This window comes from Lactiplantibacillus sp. DA1 (assembly GCF_032681335.1).
In the GTDB taxonomy this organism is placed as follows: domain Bacteria; phylum Bacillota; class Bacilli; order Lactobacillales; family Lactobacillaceae; genus Lactiplantibacillus.
In genome coordinates, this window is the sequence record NZ_JAWHTQ010000009.1 from 44,953 (window position 1) to 66,015 (window position 21,063).

The 21,063-nt window shown below is 42.4% G+C and carries 19 protein-coding genes; 5 read left to right on the plus strand and 14 right to left on the minus strand.

The window, feature by feature from the left end; translation table 11 throughout:
• Positions 1-173 precede the first annotated feature (173 nt).
• The gene (arsC, locus tag RXV91_RS13720) at positions 174-593 is read right to left on the minus strand and encodes an arsenate reductase (thioredoxin) (protein ID WP_316440330.1); all 420 of its coding nucleotides are present in this window, start codon (positions 591-593) and stop codon (positions 174-176) included.
• Between the two features lie 467 nt (positions 594-1,060).
• Between arsC and RXV91_RS13725 the strand changes: the two genes are divergently transcribed.
• Positions 1,061-1,486 (plus strand): flavodoxin domain-containing protein, encoded by a 426-nt coding sequence (locus tag RXV91_RS13725; protein ID WP_316440331.1) that lies wholly within the window; start codon positions 1,061-1,063, stop codon positions 1,484-1,486.
• Positions 1,487-1,559: 73 nt separating this feature from the next.
• Here RXV91_RS13725 and RXV91_RS13730 read toward each other — a convergent pair whose 3' ends face one another.
• Both RXV91_RS13730 and RXV91_RS13735 read right to left on the minus strand, forming a co-directional pair.
• Complete coding sequence (locus RXV91_RS13730) at positions 1,560-2,450, minus strand: LysR family transcriptional regulator (protein WP_316440332.1); 891 nt, start codon at positions 2,448-2,450, stop codon at positions 1,560-1,562.
• A gap of 105 nt (positions 2,451-2,555) precedes the next feature.
• On the minus strand, positions 2,556-3,971 hold the full coding sequence (locus tag RXV91_RS13735; RefSeq protein WP_021730374.1) for a DASS family sodium-coupled anion symporter: 1,416 nt from the start codon (positions 3,969-3,971) through the stop codon (positions 2,556-2,558).
• Between the two features lie 463 nt (positions 3,972-4,434).
• Between RXV91_RS13735 and RXV91_RS13740 the strand changes: the two genes are divergently transcribed.
• From RXV91_RS13740 to RXV91_RS13750, 3 genes are all read left to right on the plus strand, one after another.
• Entirely contained in the window at positions 4,435-6,804 is a 2,370-nt protein-coding gene (locus RXV91_RS13740) for an FAD-binding protein (RefSeq protein WP_316440333.1), read from the plus strand.
• A gap of 153 nt (positions 6,805-6,957) precedes the next feature.
• On the plus strand, positions 6,958-7,791 hold the full coding sequence (locus RXV91_RS13745; RefSeq protein ID WP_060684236.1) for a DUF2785 domain-containing protein: 834 nt from the start codon (positions 6,958-6,960) through the stop codon (positions 7,789-7,791).
• Positions 7,792-7,987: 196 nt separating this feature from the next.
• Entirely contained in the window at positions 7,988-8,635 is a 648-nt protein-coding gene (locus RXV91_RS13750; protein ID WP_316440334.1) for a FusB/FusC family EF-G-binding protein, read from the plus strand.
• Between the two features lie 67 nt (positions 8,636-8,702).
• On the opposite strand, the gene RXV91_RS13755 is transcribed toward RXV91_RS13750, so the two are convergent.
• From RXV91_RS13755 to RXV91_RS13775, 5 genes are all read right to left on the minus strand, one after another.
• Complete coding sequence (locus tag RXV91_RS13755; RefSeq protein ID WP_316440335.1) at positions 8,703-9,071, minus strand: 6-carboxytetrahydropterin synthase; 369 nt, start codon at positions 9,069-9,071, stop codon at positions 8,703-8,705.
• Positions 9,072-9,181: 110 nt separating this feature from the next.
• The gene (locus tag RXV91_RS13760; RefSeq protein ID WP_316440336.1) at positions 9,182-9,832 is read right to left on the minus strand and encodes a nitroreductase; all 651 of its coding nucleotides are present in this window, start codon (positions 9,830-9,832) and stop codon (positions 9,182-9,184) included.
• Between the two features lie 249 nt (positions 9,833-10,081).
• Entirely contained in the window at positions 10,082-10,663 is a 582-nt protein-coding gene (locus RXV91_RS13765) for a uracil-DNA glycosylase family protein (RefSeq protein ID WP_316440399.1), read from the minus strand.
• Between the two features lie 29 nt (positions 10,664-10,692).
• Positions 10,693-11,646: a DUF5655 domain-containing protein gene (locus tag RXV91_RS13770; protein WP_316440337.1), complete on the minus strand. Its 954-nt coding sequence runs from the start codon at positions 11,644-11,646 to the stop codon at positions 10,693-10,695.
• A gap of 158 nt (positions 11,647-11,804) precedes the next feature.
• A complete protein-coding gene (locus RXV91_RS13775) occupies positions 11,805-12,383 on the minus strand; it encodes a TetR/AcrR family transcriptional regulator (RefSeq protein ID WP_316440338.1) in 579 nt (192 codons plus the stop codon).
• A 167-nt stretch (positions 12,384-12,550) separates the two neighbouring features.
• Here RXV91_RS13775 and RXV91_RS13780 point away from each other — a divergent pair, with 167 nt between their 5' ends.
• A complete protein-coding gene (locus RXV91_RS13780; protein WP_316440339.1) occupies positions 12,551-13,375 on the plus strand; it encodes an oxidoreductase in 825 nt (274 codons plus the stop codon).
• A gap of 75 nt (positions 13,376-13,450) precedes the next feature.
• Here the strand turns inward: RXV91_RS13780 and rlmH are convergent, their stop codons facing one another.
• The 6 genes from rlmH to walK form a co-directional block, all read right to left on the minus strand.
• Entirely contained in the window at positions 13,451-13,930 is a 480-nt protein-coding gene (gene rlmH / locus RXV91_RS13785; protein WP_316440340.1) for a 23S rRNA (pseudouridine(1915)-N(3))-methyltransferase RlmH, read from the minus strand.
• 553 nt (positions 13,931-14,483) lie between these two features.
• Positions 14,484-15,746: a trypsin-like peptidase domain-containing protein gene (locus RXV91_RS13790; protein ID WP_316440341.1), complete on the minus strand. Its 1,263-nt coding sequence runs from the start codon at positions 15,744-15,746 to the stop codon at positions 14,484-14,486.
• A 110-nt stretch (positions 15,747-15,856) separates the two neighbouring features.
• Positions 15,857-16,672 carry an MBL fold metallo-hydrolase gene (locus RXV91_RS13795; protein WP_021730362.1) on the minus strand — a complete coding sequence of 272 codons (816 nt, stop codon included), beginning with the start codon at positions 16,670-16,672 and terminating at the stop codon, positions 15,857-15,859.
• Between the two features lie 339 nt (positions 16,673-17,011).
• Positions 17,012-17,863, minus strand: coding sequence for a two-component system regulatory protein YycI (locus tag RXV91_RS13800; RefSeq protein WP_021730360.1), 852 nt, complete (start codon positions 17,861-17,863; stop codon positions 17,012-17,014).
• A gap of 11 nt (positions 17,864-17,874) precedes the next feature.
• Entirely contained in the window at positions 17,875-19,200 is a 1,326-nt protein-coding gene (locus tag RXV91_RS13805) for a YycH family regulatory protein (RefSeq protein WP_021730359.1), read from the minus strand.
• Positions 19,181-21,055: a cell wall metabolism sensor histidine kinase WalK gene (gene walK, locus RXV91_RS13810; RefSeq protein ID WP_316440342.1), complete on the minus strand. Its 1,875-nt coding sequence runs from the start codon at positions 21,053-21,055 to the stop codon at positions 19,181-19,183. Before walK ends, RXV91_RS13805 begins: the two co-directional genes overlap by 20 nt.
• Positions 21,056-21,063 lie beyond the last annotated feature (8 nt).

A 21,063-nucleotide genomic window follows, 5' to 3' on the forward strand; every position in this document is an offset into this window, starting at 1 on the left:
TAACTTGGCTACTTCAGTCACTGAACTACTAGTAGCACGTATCCGGACAGCAAAAAAGCCTCCAAGCTACTCAAGCTTGGAGGCTTCGAATTTTAAATATCACAATTTTAATTTCAAACGATTGCTGAACGTCTCTAACTCACCTGTTTATAAACAGAGGCCGCACTTGAAACTTAGTTCTGACTTAACGTTTGCGCTAGGGTCATCACGTTCAGCTTGATTTGATCACGTACCTGCCGAAAGACTTGTAATCGTTCATTAGTCGCGCCAGTAGCCCGCGCAGGATCAGGCAGTGGCCAATGGTACTTAGTCACTGTAGGCGGGGTCACCGGACAGCGATCACGTGCATCACCACAGAGCGTGACAACAATCTGACACTGATTAAGGTAAGCCACATCAATTAGTTTAGAAGTATGGTCACTAATATCAATGCCAACTTCGGCCATTGTCTGGACAGCTAACGGATTCAGTCCGTGAATTTCCACGCCCGCACTCGCAACTTCCCAGGCTGGCCCTAATAATTGTCGCGCAAAACCCTCGGCCATTTGACTACGGCAAGCATTGCCCGTACATAAAAAATAAATTTTAGGCATGATCGATCATCCTTTCTCTGGCCCAACTAATACCGGGTGGGCCTCAACTTGCTAACGCTCCTCCAACATCGCCATTAGCCTCAGCAAAGTAATTAAGATGCTGAATACCCAACGTGACGCCGGTGCTTCACTGTGTTTCGCCATCAATTACCGGATAAAAATCGCTCATTTGAGCGCGACAACCCGATGATCAATGATGTAATTGGTTCGCCACCACTCATTATCTTTCGGATAATCAGCGACTCCCATTGTCTAACCAATCATTCTATTAACAGTAACCGGACATGTGGTCACTGATTCACAGTCCATTACTGACTTCACCAGTATTTTTGTAATCGATTTCAAAACGATTTATACTAGAATTGATGTTACCAATAGTATACCAACTTAGGCAGTCCGTGCCTATGACTGTCATACTAATTATAAGCACCTAATTTACATTAATTTATTTATTGGAGGTTTTTTTCATGACAGTAGCAATTCGTTATCAAACTCGTAATGGTAATACTCAGGCATTTGCCGAACAAATCGCAACCGTGGCTGGCGTCCCTGCAGAATCAATCGACACGCCCGTTGAACAAGCTGATACGCTCTTCTTTGGCGGGGGAACTTATTTTATGAAACCCGACAAATCGGCATCCGTTTTCATGAAAAGCTTAGATGCTACGAAAGTTAAGCAAATCGCATTATTTACCACCTCAGGAGGACCCGAAGTGGTTTCGGACAAGGCCCTCACAAAGATCGCAACTGAAAAGGGCATCCCCGTAATTGGCCATTTTCATCAAGTTATGGGTGGCAAGGGCATGAAAATCATCGGCAGTGCTGGGGGTAAACTCAAAGCTGAACAGATTGAACTCGTTAAAGAATTTGCACAGAAGATGTTGGCGCAATAAGTGAGCTAATAGCGTTTGGATTGACGATTGCCGGTCTGAACGCTATTTTTCTGTCTTAACATTTACACAGCAGTCACACGGATGTTTGTCTAATTTGGCGCAAAACATCTATGCACTGTTGCTGGTTAGTATTGGGTAAAAAGGACTTCCGGACTGCCAACTGCATGTAGCAATGTAATTGTTCCTTAGGGGCCAATGGAATCCCCACAACCTGATCACTTAACACGATGGAACCTGCAATAACCATCCCTACACCGATATTTTGGGCAACCAGTCCCTCAACTAACGCATTTGTCGCCGCCTCATAAATAATCTTAGGCCTAATCCGACCGCGCTGACAATACTGTTCCAGTGCTAGCCGGGGCAAGGCGTGTTTGGGCCGAGCAATAATTGGTACGCCTTGTAAATCAGTTGCGCGAATTGTCTCTAGCTGGCTTAGCGGACTATTGACATTAACCAAAACCTGCAACTGATGTTCCTCTAAGATGCTCACCCGTAAATCAGTCGAGTGTTCTGGCAGCAGTGTTGAAAACACGGCCGCATCTAACTTACCATTTCGCAAATCAACTAATAACTTTTCAGAATCAGCAATCGTCGTCGTTACTTGATCCAATAAGTGAACTGATATAAATTTTTTAATCACCCGTGGGAGCCAGATTCCACCCGCTACGTTTGAAAAACCCAATCGGACCTGCCGTTCATTAGCGTGCTGAACTTCTAACGCCATTTGAGAAAAAGCCTTTAAAAGCTGGCTAGCCTTAATATACAAAGTACGCCCGGCCGCCGTCGTTACTAATTGTGCCCGATGGTTGGCCTGTGTTAACAAGACTGCATGGTATTCGGATTCTAAACGTTTCAAAGCAGCCGAAATCGCGGGTTGCGTAACCTGAAACTGGGTAGCTGTGGCTGTATAATTTCCCGTCTCAACTAATGAGCAGAAATATCTCAAATCACGTTCATTCACATTAATACCTCCACGCTCAGTTTTACTTGATGCTTAATTTTAACACTAAATAAACGGCAATTCGCAGTCAGTAATGATCACGAATTGCCGCTTATAATTAAGTATTTACCACAAACCTAATAACTTCGTCCAGAGCAGCCCTCCACCTAACCAAATAATATTAAAAATAACACCCACAATTGCGCTTAGTTTCCACCACTCCGCACTCGTCACATAACCCGTACTTGATAGTAATGCAGCAGGGCCTGCCGAATATGGCGTCGTTGATAAGTTGATTGATCCAGCAAATGCCAACAATAAAGCCGCTAAGACGTGGGGCACGCCAGCACCAATAGCAATGGATAAAAAACCGGCGTATAGTGCCGAAATCTGTGTTGAGACACTCGGAAACATATAATGTAAGTAGAAATAAGCCAAAAACAAAATAATTAGAACACTAATCCAGTTCATTCCGTTCAGTAAATGTCCCAATGTTTTTGAAAACCAAGGGAAAAATCCTAACGTCATTAATTTCTTGGACATCATCATAATGATTGATAACCAGACTAAAATATTCCAAGCAAAGTTTTCATTAAGCAAATCTTTGGTGGTTAATACGCCAGTAATTAGTAAAATAACGACCGCAATAAAACTAACTTCGGTAGCATCAATGCCAATCTTAGTCCCAACCAACCATAAAATGATGGCTAAAACAAATGTTACCGACATAATTTTTTCACTAGCGGTCATTTTTCCGAGAGCCGTCAGCCGTGTCGTTGCCCAGCGATGCGCATCAGGGGTTTCCTTAACTTCAGGTGGATAAACTTTATATAATACCCACGGAATAATTAGTAGCGATAAAACTCCCGGAACACAGGCAGCCATGAACCACTGCATCCAGGTCACCGTGATTCCCTGCATTTTGGCTAGCCCAATCGCAACCATGTTACCAGCCAAGCCAGTCAAAAATAGGCCTGATGTAATATTATTAACTTCATACTCAGTAAAAACTAAAAATGAGCCTAATTTCCGTTGGGTCCCCTGTTTTGGGTCAGAGCCCATTTCACGAGAAAGATTATCAATGATTGGGTACATGATGCCATTGACCCGCGCATTATTGCTGGGAATACCAATCGCCAACACGGCATCAACAAAGGACAGGGCGTACGCTAAACTCAACGTGCGTTTACCAAATAAGCTGACAAATAAATAAGCAATCCGCTTGCCAAGTCCCGATTTGATAAAACCAGCAGCCATGAACATGCACATGGCAACCATCCACGCCGTCGAATTACCAAAACCAGTCGCGACTTCGTCCATCGTAAAAACACCCGTTAACGTTGCGACAACAATCCCAATCAGCGTGACGGCCATCATCGGCAACGGCTTGGTGATACAAGCAATAATCGTTGCTACAAAAATAGCAAAGAGATGCCACGCGATAATACTAATAGCTAACGGTCGTAGTGGTGTAAGTAACCAGAGACCAATTCCAAAGACCAACGGCAAAAGAAAGCCCTTCCATTTTACTTGACTCAACATTTGCGATTCCTCCTAACAATTTATTAATTGTTAATTTTTTCACATAAACAGACATCAACAGCTGTATTCCTTTTTTCAGTATCACCATAACTTAATTTATAAGTCTGTCAATCAAAATTTAGCAATACTTAACCCGTGAATGTAATGAAATCAGCTGTACTAAGGCTTAAGAGGACGTCTGTTTTTGTTCATATATAGGATTTTATTTTTATCAACGACAATCACTGGCTTGTTTTTATAAATATAATTTATAAAAAACTAAAATAAAGTTTGCTGCTCGGTTAGTTCCTACTTAATAATCGTTGATCGAATCAAATAACTTTCGCTTGTTATCGTTGTCACAATAACGTTTTGCGGATCTAGTTAAAATTAACGGTTGTTTTTTCTATGTAGTTAATTATATTGAAAGCGTAAACAATCGATGTGCTTATCCAACTAAAAAAATAATAAAGGAATGTTGATTATGAAATACGTCGCCTTGATTGGTACGACTGCACAACAATCTTACAATCGTGAACTATTACAATTTATGAATCACCACTTTAGTCAGCGGGCTACGATTGACGTCAATGAGATTACCGGAATCCCACTATTCAATGAGCCTGATCAAGATGATATTCCAGCCACCGTTCAAACCTTAAATGATAAAATTAGCCAAGCCGATGGGGTGATCATCGGGGTACCCGAATACGATCATGCCATTCCGGCCGCACTCAAGAACGTTATTGAATGGCTTTCTTACCAGCTCCACCCCTTTGCTAACAAACCCGTCATGTTAGTCGGTACTTCCCTTGGCGTACAGGGGACGTGCCGTGCTCAAGGTGACTTACGCAATATTCTCAATGCGCCCGGAGTTGATGCTCAGGTACTCCCTGGCAATGAATACATGTTAAGCTACGCTGCTAAAGCCTTTGATCAGAATGGTCAAATGACCGATGCCCCTTCTATCAAGTTCTTGGAACGGTGCTTCGATAACTTTGAAAAATACGTTAAGGCACTCAACGGCACGCCCGCGCTCAATGTGAACTGGCACGGTAACTACGACGTTATCGTTTTAGGCTTTGGTGGTGCCGGTGCTTCAGCGGCTCGTTTTGCTGCTGATAATGGTGCCCACGTACTAGTAGTTGATGCGGCACCATTTGGCCGTGAAGGTGGCAACACCCGCTACTCCGCCCAACACGTCGTTACGGGTGAAAGCTTAGATAAACTAACCGCTTATTATCAAGCACTGGGCGCGCCATTCAGTACCCCTACTAAGACACTCAACGCCTATTTAAGCGGTATGAGTAAAATTCCAGCATATTTTGAAAAATATCTGGGGATTAAAGCCGTTAGTTGGAAACATGATATTAAACCCGGTGATGCCGTTGCCATCAAAAAAACCATGGCGGAATACCCAGAACTAGCCGGAAGTGATACGATTGACTTTGCCCTCGTTCACAAACGTGATAAAGACGCTGCATTATGGAAACTACTCCGGCAAAAAGTCCTTGAACGAGCTGACAATATTGACGTTTGGTTGGACTCACGGGCACAACATTTGATCCAAGATCCTAATACTAAAGTGATCCAAGGGGTCCAAATCAAACGGGGCGAACGACTGCTTAATATCCATGCCAATAATGGCGTCGTTTTAGCTATGGGTGGTTTTGAAAACAATCCTGAGTTAAAGCAAACCTACTTGCACAGTGATAATCTGACACCACTTGGGACGCTCTATAACCGCGGTGATGGTATCAAAATGGCTCAAGAAGTTGATGCCAAAATGTGGCACATGACCAATTATGAATCTCACGGTATCTTACCTGGAATCACCTTCAAAGAAGACGCCAATGAACGGGGCCGTCAAATTGAACACTGGCCTTTATTAAAGAACGGTAGTATTTTCGTTATCGCTGATGATGGGACACGCTACTTCCAAGAAGACGCTAAGCACCGTCACGGACACGTTTACACACATGGCTCTTGGCTAATCCCAATGAATAATCAGCACCCCTACTTAATTTTTGATCAAACCCAGTACGATGCCTTCAAACAAGAAGAAAGTCAGGCTGGTCAGTTACCGTATCCGAAATTCATGACCAAACTCGTTTCCGCGCCAACGATTGCACAATTGGCCGCCAAATTGGGAGTTCCTGCTAATAATCTACAACAGACGGTAACTGACTTTAATCACTACACAGAAGTGGGACGTGATTTTGAATTTGGTCGTGATCCGCAAACGATGCGTCAACTGGACGATGGCCCTTACTATGCCATTGCTGCGGCCAATGACGTCCTCAACACGCAAGGGGGGCCACAACGCAATGAAAATGCCCAAATTCTCAACGTCAATGACGAACCTATTCCACACTTGTTCGGCGCTGGTGAATTAGGCGGTATCGTTGCAAACTGCTATCAAGGTGGTGGTAATTTAGCCGAATGTTTGATCTTTGGTAAGTTAGCCGGTGAAAACGCTGCTCGTCCAAAGGTAGATAGTGAATCTGTCACCGCCAACGAAGCCAACGGAATTAATGACCTTGTTGATGGCGAAACAGCATCTAATGTTAAACTGGCCGCTGATCAATATCTCGGCAGTTCCAATGCCGGGCTAGGTGGCAAAGTTATTGTGCGTGTGACTTACAACGACCATAAAATTCAAGCAGTCGATGTTATTCAACACCATGAAAGTGAAGATGTTGGTTTAACCGCTATCGATCAAATTCCACAAGAAATTGTGGCAGCCAACTCCACTAGCGTTGACGCCGTTTCAGGTGCCTCTGCATCTAGCCGAGCTATTAAAGAAGCGGTCCAAAATGCGCTGAAACAAGTCAAAGATTCAGTCACGAATTAAGCACAATTCAAAGCGAATATGTATTTGAGAACATCACGTAACTCACGAGTTGCGTGATGTTTTAGTGTCCCGTGGCGAAAGTTTCACGTGAAACATTTTAGGACTTACGGTATTTGATTATCGTATAATGACACTATGAGGAGCTGATTTTTTATGGAAGCAATTATAAATACACTACAAGCAACGCTTAACCAAACTAATTTGCATTTCACAGATAAACAAGTTACCTGGTTACTAAACCATGTTGGTGCTTTAGATCCAGCTATTCGCGACGATTTAGTTTATCAGCTCTTAGGTCGCGGTTTAGAAAGTCAGGCCTTCACTGACTCTCAAAAGCAGCAAATTATTCAACCGATATTGAAAGAGCATTGGTTATTTAAGTCTATTGAAGAACCAACAAACGATAGAGTTTTCTTACGTTCTTTCACCGCACTATTAACGACCGAAATCTTACTCAGCGATACCACTCATCCCTGGCTTACTGATACGACTCGTAATCAACTATTTGACGATGCATTAACCTATCTTGTAAGAGAACACGATCAACGTGGTTTTGTGCGCAATAAAGGTTGGGCCCATGCCATTGCTCATGGTAGTGACCTACTCGGTGTAGCATGGTGTCATCCACAGTTCCCAATCAGCCAATCATCGCGAGCACTATCAGCAATTCAAACTGTCGTTCAACGTCAAAACCGCGTTTTTGTCGCCGACGAGGAAGCTCGCTTAGCACATCCACTTATAATGGCACTCACTGCCCATAAGCTAACTGATAATGAGTTATGTATTTGGCTACAAACTACCAACCAACTTTTAATAAAAGAATTGAATTCTACCGATTTAACGTCCATCTATCGTGAGCATAATTGGCTGCGTTTGATTCACCATCTTTATTTTTGGCTACCGGCTAAAAACATTGGTCGCCTTATCATCGAACAAATAAGTCACCAATATTATGACAAAAATGGGTATCTAGACTTTAACAGCTAGACACAGGCACCATCTATTGCCAAAATCAGCAGCATCCGTTATACTGTTTATCACTGTGGCTATAATCGGCCGCAATAAGGAGATGATTAATGATGATGGCATCATTATCTGTACGCAAAAGTGCTGCTCGTTAGCGACACTTTTCGACAGAACCTTTCAGAGAAGTGTCTGGTTTGAATCTGAAAGGAATTATATTATGCAACCGACAATTACCGCCTATCAATACAGTTATATTACTCAGCAAGTCAATCAGTTAATTAGCGCCGAGCTCGCCGTAAACGATCTTCAAATTAGAGCCGTCGTACGGGCACAAGCTATCGAGCGGATTACGCCACTGCTTCCTAGTGACAATCCAATCACCGCTAATTTCTTGTCCCATTTGCAAACGGACCGGCTAACCCGTGCCAAGGCCCCTCAACTACTTGAAACGCTAATTCCTCTAATTATTCCGTTTCCATCCTTGACGACAAAGCAACTAAGCAAGTTGTTTCGCAAGGTCAAAAAGTTGAAGCAGCCTGTATGGTCACAATTAGCATTACACGAATTGACTTACCTAGGTTGGAATGATGGTGGTAACCAGAAAAAGTATTTAGTAATCCCGGATCATGATCGTCTCATTGGTATCCAGGGAGATTTAGCACCACAAACAGTCAAGGGCGTCTGTGCCATTTGCCAAACAATTGGCAACGTCGCACTCTTTATGTCGACAACCAAGTCATCTGGTCTCGGACCTTACACGCGTAACGGCAATTATATTTGTCGTGACAGCAATCAGTGTAATCGACAATTGACCAACCCGCAGGCTTTAGCTGACTTTTTAGCAGTTGTCCGTCCAAAACGATAATTAAATAAAAATCAGGGCCACCAAGAACAGTTACAACTGCCGTTCTTGGTGGCCCCTTTCATTAATCTTATTCGGTGACGCTGATACAATAAGCGCGTGTTGGCGAGTCGCTGACCTCAATTCGCATGAGTTGCGCCCCGTTGTCTCGCAATGTCTTATCAATCTTGGTAAACAAGTACTCCGTGACATTTTCAACAGTCGGATTAACAGTTTTAAATTCAGGTAAGTCGTTCAAAAATTTACCTGACAATTCATCCAACGCTTGATGCAAGTTTTTTTCAATATCGTAAAAAGCGACCATCGCATCAACCGTGTGCAGTTCACAGACAATTTCCCACGTGTGCGTGTGCTTTTTTCCGGAGCCCGTTGCCCACCGCACCGCATGGCTAGCGTTGACATAGGATTTAATTTTGTACGTTCGTTGTTTAGTCGACATTGCCCAGCCTCCCCTATCAGGTTCAAGTTACCCTCCATCTTAGATGAAACGGTGTCGGTTGGCAACAGTGTCTGCTGGTAAACAGTTGGTTTCTGCCGCAAAAGTGAATACTAATTGATAATGTGCAAAATTTTCGGCGTAGCAACTCGGTCAGTTCGAAATTGATTTAACGGTTTTTCAAGCTTTTCATAGCCTAAAGCAATCCCCATCGCCACTATTTTATTCGCAGGCATCCCGAGTGCATTTCGTACAATAGCCGGATATTTAACCAATTCATAAGATGGTACTGACTGTACTCCGCGAGCAGTTGCGGCCAACATTAACGTCTGCGAAAAAGCGCCTAAATCATAGATTGACCAACTATTAGGGTTAGCGTCGAGCACAAGATAGGCAATCGCCGGTGCGCGATAAAGATTAACACGACTATCCCAATAAGTGGTCGGGCCTGAGTCGATCACGGGCCGAAAAGTTCCGACCCAGTGCCCCATATTTTGGCTAGCAAACGCCGAAAAATCACCCCGGTGTACTTTGGCGAGATCAGCGTCTTCCGTCATCCCTTGCTCAGCGGCAGTAGCATAGTGTTGCTTAATATTAGTTAGTGCGTGCCCCGTTGCAATATAGACTTGCCATGGTTGTGAATTGCCCCACGAGGGGGTTTGCTGAGCATCCGTAACAATCGTTGTTAATAGCTGTGGCTCAATAGGGTCATCTTTAAACGCCCGGACTGAATGCCGGGTGTGAATCGCTTTAATTGTTTCCATGAATTTTTAGCTCCTATATTTTAAATAGTGATGAACAAAGAGAATAAATATCATTATAAAAGATAGAACTATCTTTTTCAAGTAAGGAAACTTGGCTAGCTAAGCGCATCGTCATAAACCAGTAAACTACAAACGTGGTAATACCGAGCCATTCATGCTCAGTATTACCACGTTTTTAACCAAATCAGGCCCTTAAAAGTTACAGTCAACAAGCTATGAACACTGGCCTTAACAAGGCTGTCGTAGACCTTATTTTAATGCAATCTTTACCCGTCGTTGAAGATCCGGCACCACGGTCGTTTGAAACCATGGATTTTTCTTTTGCCAGCCATAATTTAGGGGCGATGGATGCACTAATGGGAAATAATCAGGCAAGTAATCCTGATAATTTTGAACCGTTGCAGTCAACGTTTTTTGTCGTGAACGGCCTAAATACGCCTTGATTGCATATTGGCCCACAAGTAACGTCAGTTGAACGTTAGGCATCATTGCTAGCAGCGGTTCATGCCACTTATCCATGAAGCCCTTGCGCGGTGGCAAGTCACCGCTTTTGCCCTTACCAGGATAGTAGAAATCTAGTGGCATAACCGCAATGCGGTCACTTTGATAGAATTGCGCCCGCGTCACGCCCATCCAGTCCCGTAGTCGGTCACCGCTCGCATCATTAAAGTACGTCTTGGTATTTTGAGCAATGCGCCCAGGTGCCTGGCTGATTACTAAAATAGTAGCTGTCGGTAATACGTGAAATAGCGGATCCCAACCTTTTGCTGTGTATTCAGCGTTATCGGGATCAGCCTTGATAGCTTCAGTAATTTCTTTGATGGTTGTGATATGGATGCACCTGCGATTCGTTTATAGTTTTAGTGACGATAATTTTCCCATGCCTGTTTGATTAAACTCAAGATATATTCAATCTGAGTATCATCTTTCATAATTAACTCATAGTCTCCATTTCCCCAATGGCCAATATTGCTAACATCTCTCAACAAATCGTTGGGATCGTTTAACTCCCCCTTAGATAAATTGATCCAGATTTTTAATTGGTTTTTCTGCGGTAACAAGTCAACCACATTATGATGTTTGATACGTAGTCCGATGTAGACTTTGGTCGGTTTAACTTCAAATTCTGAATCCCACAGCAAAATGGCGGCTTTAAGCTCATCATACAAGTCACAAATATTAGCAGCTGCTCTATCCATGAACATTGCCTCAGTATAGGGCTTCAAATCACTTACTTGATCAACATCCGCCGCTTTCGGAATTGTTTTGGACTGTGACAATGACGTATTAACGTTATTTGCAAAACGACTATTTTCACTATTATTTATAATCTGAAGTAGCGTCAAATAGCCATTCTCAGTTTTCCTAGCCTCATATAACTCAATTGGCAAATTGGGGTTATCGATAGCATCTTTTTGATAATTAGTATAACTACCAGCGATAAAAACAACCCGTGTTTGTGTCCAGTCAAAGTCAGCCACTCGCGCCCGGGCACCAAGCTTTTCATTGTAGGCTAACGTAAAATCAGCTTTATGTTGCAAAAGTGTATTTAAATAGGCAGTGCCCTGATCAACCACACTATCCTTAGACGTTCGTTTATATTCAATGATTACGAAAGTTCGGACTTCGCTATCATACGCCACTGTATCTAACCGATAATGCCCCACTGTAAATTCACTGACAATAAATTGAACTCCTAGGACTAATTCCAGGTTATTTTCAATCAAATTTTGTAGTTCACGTTCAATATTAAAACTTGAAACACTTACTTTACTTAGACTATTTTGACTTTGATTTATTTTATAAAGATCCATGGTAACTCCTAATTGACATCTATACTTATGTTAGTATATTACATCGTCCGACAAGCATTATCATACCATCAAACAAATTTTAAAGATAAGCAAGCTAAATATATACACTGTACGATTACTCATCGCTTATATAAAATATCTTTTATTACGTAAATCTACTAATTAGCACAGCCCGTAAGAATCATTTCAATAACCACACTTAACGGTGTCGTTACCGGATCAACTTGATGTAACCGGACCATGCGTTCATAACTCAACAATGTGTTGGTGCCCATCGCTAAGATGACCCTTGGATCAATCGAACGTATTTCCCCACTTTCAATTCCTTTATCCAATGCCGCTACAATATCATCAAATCGCATGCCAGCTTCATCCTGGGACAAATCCAATGTCGCCATAATTGGTGCCGCTTGAAATTGCTGAATCAAATCTGCATCCTCTGGGTTATCAGCCGCAAATTGATAGAGCGCACGTGCAAACAATGCCAAATTATCAAGAGCACTAACTTGAGCATTAAAGTGTGCAAACAAGTAATCTGACATTTTTTGTTTCCGACTTAAAAACGCTTGTTTAACTAAATCCTCCTTATTCTCAAAATAAATATATATATTAGATTGTGAAATTGCCGCTTTTTTGGCAACTTTAGTCATGGTAATGCCGCCTAATCCCTCTGCATTGATCATTTGAACCGTAGCATCCAGAATATCTTGCCGTCTTTGCTCGTTTTTTTCTTTCATATAAGCACTATAAAAGAATTTTAATTCTGTGTCAAACCATAAATATTCGGTTTGTTTTCTATTGACAAAGAATGAAGATTCTTTTATGATTGTTTTATCGATTAATAATGAGTGACTACTTTTTGAACTTAAAAAGAATATATATTCTCTAAAGGAGATTCCTATTTATGATTACTAAACCCGTTGCATTAATTACCGGTGCCTCTGCTGGCATGGGTGAAGCTGCCGCACGTCACTTTTCACAAGCTGGTTATGAAGTTTATGCCGGTGCACGTCGTGTTGAAAAAATGTCTCATTTAACAAGACTGGGAATTCACACACTTCATTTGGATGTTACTAATGCTGAATCTAACCAAGCGTTTGTGGATCAGGTTCTAGCCGATACCGGCCGTATCGACGTCTTGATCAACAATGCTGGTTACGGATCGTTCGGTGCGTTAGAAGATGTAACTTCTGCTGAGGCTAAACGCCAATTTGAAGTTAATGTATTCGGTGCTCTTAATTTAATTCAACTCGTTTTACCTACTATGCGCAAACAACATTACGGTAAAATCATCAATAACTCATCAACAGGCGGTCAATTATACTCCCCGCTTGGCGGTTGGTACTACGCTTCAAAACATGCGTTAGAAGCCTTAAGTGATTCATTACGATTGGAGGTAAAATCTTTTGGAATTGATGTTATTATTATTGAGCCCGGTGGCACTGACACGAATTGGCAACAAATCACCAATGAACACTTACTAAAAGCGACACCAAAATCTTCTCCTTACCGTTCAATGGCAGAACGTGTGGCTAAAACTACCATTAAAGGCATGTCAACCGCCGATGAATTGGGGCAATTAATGTTAAAAGTTAGCACCATTAAACGACCAAAGTCACGCTATCAAGCTAAATTTATTGATAAACTAATGGTAGTTGCCGCTCGTAAACTCTCCTACCGCATAATGGATCAAATCATTGGGATTTCACAACGAATCCTCACAAATTAAAATCAGGTGAAATTACTCCGTTTAACCGATTTTATATCAAGATATTTAGTCATCTATTTAGCTGTTAACAGTGCTTCACTTATGATACGGACTTCCCACATTAATCATAAACGCCCGATAAACCTGCTCCGACAGCACCAACCGCATTAATTGGTGGGGCAACGTAAAACGCCCAAACGAAATCTGAGTATCCGCACGCTTCAGCACTTCCGGTGATAACCCCAGCGAACCGCCAATCACGAAATCAATATCGCTATGACCATACGTCGTTAACTTATCAATTTCTGCGGCAAATTCTTCACTCGAGCGTTCCTTACCCAAAATCGCTAGTGCGTACACGTAATCGCGATCCTTAATTTTTTCCAGGATCCGTTGACCCTCTTTGGCCTTCACATTTTCCATCTCCGCGTTACTTAATGACTCCGGTGCCTTTTCATCCGGCACCTCGATAATCTGAAATTTGGCGAATTTACTCATTCTTTTCGCATATTCCGCAATCCCTTGTTTGAAGTATTTCTCTTTTAACTTCCCGACACAGATAATTTTGATGTTCATAATTGACCGCCTTTACACAAGTTATTAACACAGTTATCCACAGGTGCATAACTCAATAATCAATATATTGTGTTGAACACCAGTTCGCCACAATATTTATTTAGCCTTATTTTGTCAAGCCCTTTCCGACTTATCCACAGTTTTACACAGCAACACTTGTTCGTGGATTCCGGTTACAAATCCTATTATATCAAGAACCGAAGCCTATTAAAATAACTTTTTAAAATTAAATCCACAGGCCGCCGCGGTGCCTGTGGATAACTTTTGAACAAGCTTCAACCCCGTGGTTCTGGGTGTTCATAAATTTCAACTAACGCGCTTAAAATTTATCACCAAAGTTGTCCACAATTTTGCCCACCTTCAAATCTTACAATAAATACTTTTCGATATTTCACTCAGTTTGTTCGGTTTTTTTCGTAACTACTGCCAACTTTCGCAAATTTCCGCCATTATTGAAAATTGATTCTTCGTTTTTTCATAATTTTGCCCATAAGCCTAAAAAATGTCCCTGACCGCTACTCGCAGTCAGGGACGCTTATGAAATTCTCATTTATTAGTTGCTTTGCTTAGTTAACGTTTTGGTAGTTTCGGTTAACTTCATGTTGGCCGTCTTCAGCTTGCCATCATGATAATACTTAACGGTGACCGTATCATTAACTGAATGGGCATATAAGGCACTCCGCAACGTTGCCAGGCTAGTTACCTTCTTGCCACCCAGTTCCGTAATGACATCGTACTTCGTCAATCCAGCAGCCTTGGCTGGTGACCCTGAGTACGTCTTCATGATGACGACACCCTTCATAACACTCGTTGGTAACTTCAGAACGGACTTCTGATCACTAGCGGAAATATTAGCTAGATCGTAAGTTGCCACCCCTAAGGCTGGTCGAACCACTTCACCCTTTTGAACCAGTTCATTGATAATCTTCACAACTTCATTACTTGGAATCGCAAAGCCCATCCCTTCAACACTCGTCCCAGAGTTATCTGATGCTAACTTCATGGAGTTGATCCCAATCACTTGGCCAGCAATGTTAAATAGTGGTCCACCAGAGTTTCCAGAGTTAATTGCGGCATCTGTCTGAATAACTGTCGCATACCCAGTCGTTTGCCCCGACGTATTAGTCGTTGCAACCGTCCGCTTCTTCGCCGAAATAATCCCTTGCGTCAAAGTCGTTGCGTAATTAGATCCCATTGGTGACCCAATGGCTAAGGCCGTTTCACCAACTTTGATACTATCTGAATTCCCAAAGCTGGCTGTCTTCGTTACCTTAGAAGAATTAATCTTCAGAACGGCCAGGTCGGTAACAGAGTCGGTTCCGACGATTTTAGCTGATAATTTTGTTCCGTCACTCATAATCACTCGAATCGCGTTTGAGCCGCTAACCACGTGATTATTGGTCACAATATAAGCTGCGTCGCCACTCTTCTTATAGATGAGCCCAGAACCTTCACTATATTCTTCTAACTTGCTTGAACTCGAGTCCGAACTCGAAGAACTATCGCTGCCAGACGAATCATCGCCGCCCAAAATACCGCTCCAACTACTTGAAGAGCTCTTCTTTTGGAGATTAATGACAGACACCACGGCCGCCTTGTTATTTTCAAACACCTTGGTCGCCTGTGAACTGACATTGACCTTAACGTTCGTCGTTGACGTTGACCCCGATTTATTAGAACCGGTTGGCACACTGGTCGATGACGTAGCGATGTTATTATCCTGAAAATAGTTAATTCCACCGTAAGCGACACCACCACCGATTAGTCCGGCTACCAGTGCGGTTACTGCAACCTTGATTAATGATTTATTAGCCATAATTGCGCGTCGAAACGCGATCCCTCCCTACTAATGCTGATTTTAAGTTTATTTTAGCGAAAAAGTGTGATTTTTTTATGACTGAAGCATTGCGAAACATTAAAGCTAGCCTATAACGTGATTAACTTAGTCGCTTGTTCAGGCTCCGTATCATATAGTTGAAAATCATGTTCCACACCAAAATCATGTTCAGTCATCATAGATGCCACCGTCAAGTGTGCCAAGGACTTCAGATTATTATCCTGGCTACGATGCCCCAGATAAATCCGCTTAGTATGGCGGCCGATAACATCCATCAACGCGTTGGCACCATCCTCATTGGACAGGTGGCCTTCATCACCAATGATCCGCTGCTTAAGTGGCCATGGATAACGGCCCATCCGCAACATCTCTAAGTCATGATTACATTCAAATAAGTAGCCGTCAGCATCGCGAATCACCCCTTCAACGTGCTCCGAAACGTAGCCCGTATCTGTGATAATCACGAACGACTTGCCCGCATGATGTAGTTCATAAAACTGCGGTTCCGCCGCATCGTGCGATACACTAAACGATTCCACATCAAGATCGCCTAAGCCCAAGGTCGTATCTGGATCAAAAACGTGGCACAGCTCGGCCGGCACATTTCCAATTTTATGGGCCATCGCATCCCAGGTTCCCTGATTAGCATAAACATCTAAGCCATATTTCCGCGCCAAGATCCCCGCAGAATGACAATGATCAGTATGTTCATGACTAATAAACAAACTATCGACTTCATTAATGTCACGGCCAATCGATGTCATCAGGTTAGCAATTTTTTTACCACTTAGCCCTGCATCGACCAATACCTTGTGCTCTGGCGTTTCAATATACGTGACATTACCTGTACTTCCCGATGCCAGTATGCTTACTTTCATATCATCCGTTGCTAATTTTAATACCATTATTTAGGCTCTTCCCATCTCTGAAATCCATTACTATCTTTACATGATACACGCTTTTAGCAGGGTTGAAAAGTAAGCAACCCACAACATCAAGTATCCCCTCGCTTCAACGACTAATGATCATCGAGGACCAGCCGTGTTAAAACGCCATCGCACACAACAAGTGCTGACTAGATTTTTTAGTCAGCACAAAATTAAAGACCTAGCGCCAACCTGACTGACAGGCCATCGCACAATTAATCATCAACCGATCCAACGCAAGATACTAAAAAGTGGACCCCATCACAAGTCCTGATGGAGCCCACACACTACCAAACAACCATTAGCGTTAATAACCGACTAATCGAACGTATTCCATACCATGCCGACCGTCGTATCCAAACTACCCGTTGTGGTTGCATTACTATTCTTCATTGAAGCACTCGTAAAGGCATTGATACGGTGCAAACTAATGTTAGAACTATTCTTGCCACGAACGGCAAAAATCCAAGTTGGCACATAAACACTACTATCTTTCAGCTTCAATAACCGTGAATAGCCAAGTTTGGCCCACACGACCCGCGAGCTACTCGATACTTGATTGTATTGATACAAGGCCACCAATGCTTTTTTTTCACTGATAGTTACCGCTTTTTCACGTAACGTTTTAACATTAGCAACGTATGTTTGCGTATAACTCGTTAACTGCTTATCCTTATTGACAAATAAGTGCACTTGTCCGGCACCAGTAAGAATTTCGCCATCCGCAACTTTTTGAACAAAGACATAGTCCCCGCTTGTCGACAAATCGGCATCATATACATACTCGGTACCATGAATCACGTTAGTTCGTTGACTCATAAATGTCGTTAGATCCGCTTTCGGACTCTGGGTATCAATCGTTGTCGTCGCTCGCAACGTACTGACTAACTTACCACTACTTTGAACCCGCGCTGACTGTTCAGTTAACTGACTTAATTGTTGTTTCAAACCACTTTCATTGCTCCCGGCAATGTAGTAACCCGTACCTTCATGAGTATCTGGATTCTTAAAACTAATATTATCGGCCCGCATTTCACGAATTACCGTCGTTGCCGTGTCACCGGTCGTTTTCGTTGATTTAGAACTCGTCTGGACGAACATAAAGCCCAAGAAGATATCCAAAACAACAAATGCTAGTAAGAAAATCCACTCAATTCTCCGAAAATTCATGCGGCCACCTCCTAAGATCCACTTAACATCGACGTATACGTCCGCCAAGTTCCGTTATAGTAGACATAATACGTTGGCGTCAGGTCAATCACGAGTTTGGACGACTTATTTTGCGACCATTCGTAGCCCAGTTCGATACTGCCAATCTTATCATCCTTATAACCAGCAGCCTTCAAACGTTTTAGCACACTCGTCGAACTTGGTAAGGTCACCGCCTGTTTTTGGCCAGTGGTTGGGACTGGTACTTGTAAGCTGTATAACGAGAAGTAGTACCGGTCTAACCCATTCGAAGTTAACTGGATACGCACATCACCGTTTTCTGTTTGATTAAAGATAGGAAATCCTTCAACGTAGCTTCGATAAATCACACTGTTACTAGTTGCATCAAAGCCGTAGTACCGAATATTATCCATGGGTACGCCGAGACTCGTCAGTTGATTAAAACTCTTCTTTAACTGACTCGTTAGCGATAGATTTCGCGTCGTGCCTGAATCACTATAATCTTCGAAATAAACTGTTCCCAGCTTAGAGTCGACCGTCATCCGTTTATAACTCCCAGTCGTATACTCTTGCTTCCCACTCCGATTATGCACCGATACCGTTGAGTTCCCATCCGCATCTAACAATCGATTGGCAATTTCACTGGCCGCCGCCTTACTCATGAGGTAGCTATAGTGTTGCATGGTCACCTGCTTAGGATAATCAATATAAGTCGTATTATCCTCGTAAGTCATCTTAACAGCAATTTGTTTAACTTTATCCGCTGCCAAAACGCGTTTTAGTGAAGTTAGTGACTTTTTCTTTAACCTGACACTATAAATCTCATGGTGGTTATCATTTAAAAAGTACATGTGATTAGTATCATTGACTGGAATCACAATGCGACTAAACTCGGAAGAACGGAAACTATTGAGCTGTTGCTTAAAAATGGTGTTAAACAGGCTGACTGTAATACTATCAGGAAAGTTTAAAACATAACTATCTTCCCCATTCAACAGCGCCTGATAACTCTTAGCCGACGTAATTCGCACCTTAGAGATACTACGGGCATCCCACTTACGCAACTGTTCACTAAATTGACTGACTAAGCTAACATTCTTATTGATCAACAGGGACTGATTGCCCTGGCTATTCGTATAAATCAACTGGGTCGGCAAATAAATGTCATCAATCGTCCGGGTCGTTAACGAGGAATTTGATGACGTGGTACTAACCTTACTTTCATGTTCATACCGCGATGGGTTTAACCAAATATACATCGACAGTACCACACTCAATAGAATCAGTATGGTCAACAATATGGGTAAGATAAAGCGTCTAAGCTTGTGAGTCGTCATCCCAAAGGTCCTCCTCCTCATAAGGTTCATATGGCAAGGAAATATAGAACGTGGACCCCTTACCTTCAACACTATCAACCCAAATTCGACCGCCTAGCATCTGGACAACTTCTTTTGAAATCGCCAGACCAAGTCCGGTACCGCCTTGGGCCCGTGAACGCGCCTTATCGACCCGGAAAAAGCGGTCAAAAACATGCGCTAAATCAGCTCGTGGAATTCCTAAACCTTGGTCACTAATACTGATAATGACCTGATTATGCGTTTCTAATAGTCGACAAGTGACCACCCCACCATCTGGGGAATACTTAATCGCATTATTCATAATATTATCGAGCACTTGCGTAAACTTGTCAGTGTCAATTTCAACCCATAAGTCGCGCTTAGTAAACTCGCGCTTAATCGTATAGTACTTAGCCGGATTATCATCTTTTTTCAGAATCATGTCGAACCGATCCAGCACATAATTAAACATTTCGTTAATATTCACTAGCTCCATATCAACGCGGGTCGTTCCTGAATCCATCCGAGATAAACTTAACAGCTCATTAATCATCCGAATCATCCGGTCAGTTTCTTCCTGAGTGACCTTTAAAAAGCCTGGTGCCACTTCTGGATCTTTCCAAGCACCATCGCTCAATGCTTCAATGTAACTCCGCAAACTCGTTAACGGTGTCCGTAATTCGTGCGACACGTTAGAAACGAATTGCTTACGGTCATTATCAATCTTCTGTTGTTCCGTAACATCATGTAACACACAGACTAAACCACTAATAAATCCAGATTCACGTTGAATAAGTGAAAAGTAAGCATTTAAGATCAAGTCACGTTCATTAGATGAGAAATCGAGCATCAATTCATCCTGATTCTCGATTAAGTCACGTAATGAATAGTCATCACGGATCTTCAAAATATCCAGAATCGAATTACCAATGGCTTTTTCCGCCGTCACATCCATAAAATCCGACGCCGTTTCATTAATAATCGTAATATTGCCGCGCCGATCGGTGGCAATCACACCGTCACTCATATGTGAGAGCACACTGTCTAACCGCCGCCGTTCTGCTTCCGTCGACTCTTGCGATTCTTCAACGCGAATGGACAAGTTATTAATCGCCTTAGCCAGTTGACCCAACTCATCATCACTATAGACCCGGACTTGACCAGCATAGTCGCCGCGTGCAATCCGCTGTGTTTGTTGCTTCATTTCCTCAATCGGACGCGTTATTGCCCGGGCAATAATAATGGCAATTCCCAAGCCCAAGACCATGGCGACCAGTGACGCAATCACAAAAATCCCCATAATATTGTTGATGGTACTATATACCGACTTCATATTCGCCCGTACATACAGTACCCCAACTAACTGACTGCTATTACCAGTTGAGTTGGAACTGTACAATGGCACAATTGAGATATAATAACGACCATTATTTTGCGTATCATAGGTACTCTTCGTGTAAGTTCGATTATTATAAATCGCATTTTTAACATTCCGGTCCGTTGTCTTTTGACCAACCACAGATTGATCATTAACGTCACTAGTCCCCCGAATGGTTCCCTTACTATCGACTACTCGGATTTCATCAATATTGGTATTGTTATAATTTGATAAAATCGTTTTGATCTGGCCATTGGCTTTACGGGTACTACTTACAGTCAGTTGCTCAGCCAACGAATTATCAATATAAGTTGGAATTTGAACGGTTTGCTTAAAATCTTGGATGTTCTTCGATTCCAACTGCTTAACAAAAATCGCGCCAACAATTTCCAACGTAATCAATAATAACAACGCAAATACTAGTGCAATTTTAAAATTAATCGTTTTAAAAAAATTTTTCCGTTTAAATCTCAACACGGTCTAGC

Bases quoted from the DNA above. Each gene is read 5' to 3' on its own strand.
- RXV91_RS13795 (WP_021730362.1), bottom strand. From the start codon at position 16,672: ATGGTATTAAAATTAGCAACGGATGATATGAAAGTAAGCATACTGGCA.
- RXV91_RS13760 (WP_316440336.1), bottom strand. From the start codon at position 9,832: ATGGAAACAATTAAAGCGATTCACACCCGGCATTCAGTCCGGGCGTTT.
- RXV91_RS13735 (WP_021730374.1), bottom strand. From the start codon at position 3,971: ATGTTGAGTCAAGTAAAATGGAAGGGCTTTCTTTTGCCGTTGGTCTTT.
- RXV91_RS13750 (WP_316440334.1), top strand. From the start codon at position 7,988: ATGCAACCGACAATTACCGCCTATCAATACAGTTATATTACTCAGCAA.
- RXV91_RS13745 (WP_060684236.1), top strand. From the start codon at position 6,958: ATGGAAGCAATTATAAATACACTACAAGCAACGCTTAACCAAACTAAT.
- RXV91_RS13740 (WP_316440333.1), top strand. From the start codon at position 4,435: ATGAAATACGTCGCCTTGATTGGTACGACTGCACAACAATCTTACAAT.
- RXV91_RS13790 (WP_316440341.1), bottom strand. From the start codon at position 15,746: ATGGCTAATAAATCATTAATCAAGGTTGCAGTAACCGCACTGGTAGCC.
- RXV91_RS13775 (WP_316440338.1), bottom strand. From the start codon at position 12,383: ATGAAAGAAAAAAACGAGCAAAGACGGCAAGATATTCTGGATGCTACG.
- RXV91_RS13800 (WP_021730360.1), bottom strand. From the start codon at position 17,863: ATGAATTTTCGGAGAATTGAGTGGATTTTCTTACTAGCATTTGTTGTT.
- arsC (WP_316440330.1), bottom strand. From the start codon at position 593: ATGCCTAAAATTTATTTTTTATGTACGGGCAATGCTTGCCGTAGTCAA.
- RXV91_RS13755 (WP_316440335.1), bottom strand. From the start codon at position 9,071: ATGTCGACTAAACAACGAACGTACAAAATTAAATCCTATGTCAACGCT.
- rlmH (WP_316440340.1), bottom strand. From the start codon at position 13,930: ATGAACATCAAAATTATCTGTGTCGGGAAGTTAAAAGAGAAATACTTC.
- RXV91_RS13770 (WP_316440337.1), bottom strand. From the start codon at position 11,646: ATGGATCTTTATAAAATAAATCAAAGTCAAAATAGTCTAAGTAAAGTA.
- RXV91_RS13805 (WP_021730359.1), bottom strand. From the start codon at position 19,200: ATGACGACTCACAAGCTTAGACGCTTTATCTTACCCATATTGTTGACC.
- RXV91_RS13780 (WP_316440339.1), top strand. From the start codon at position 12,551: ATGATTACTAAACCCGTTGCATTAATTACCGGTGCCTCTGCTGGCATG.
- RXV91_RS13725 (WP_316440331.1), top strand. From the start codon at position 1,061: ATGACAGTAGCAATTCGTTATCAAACTCGTAATGGTAATACTCAGGCA.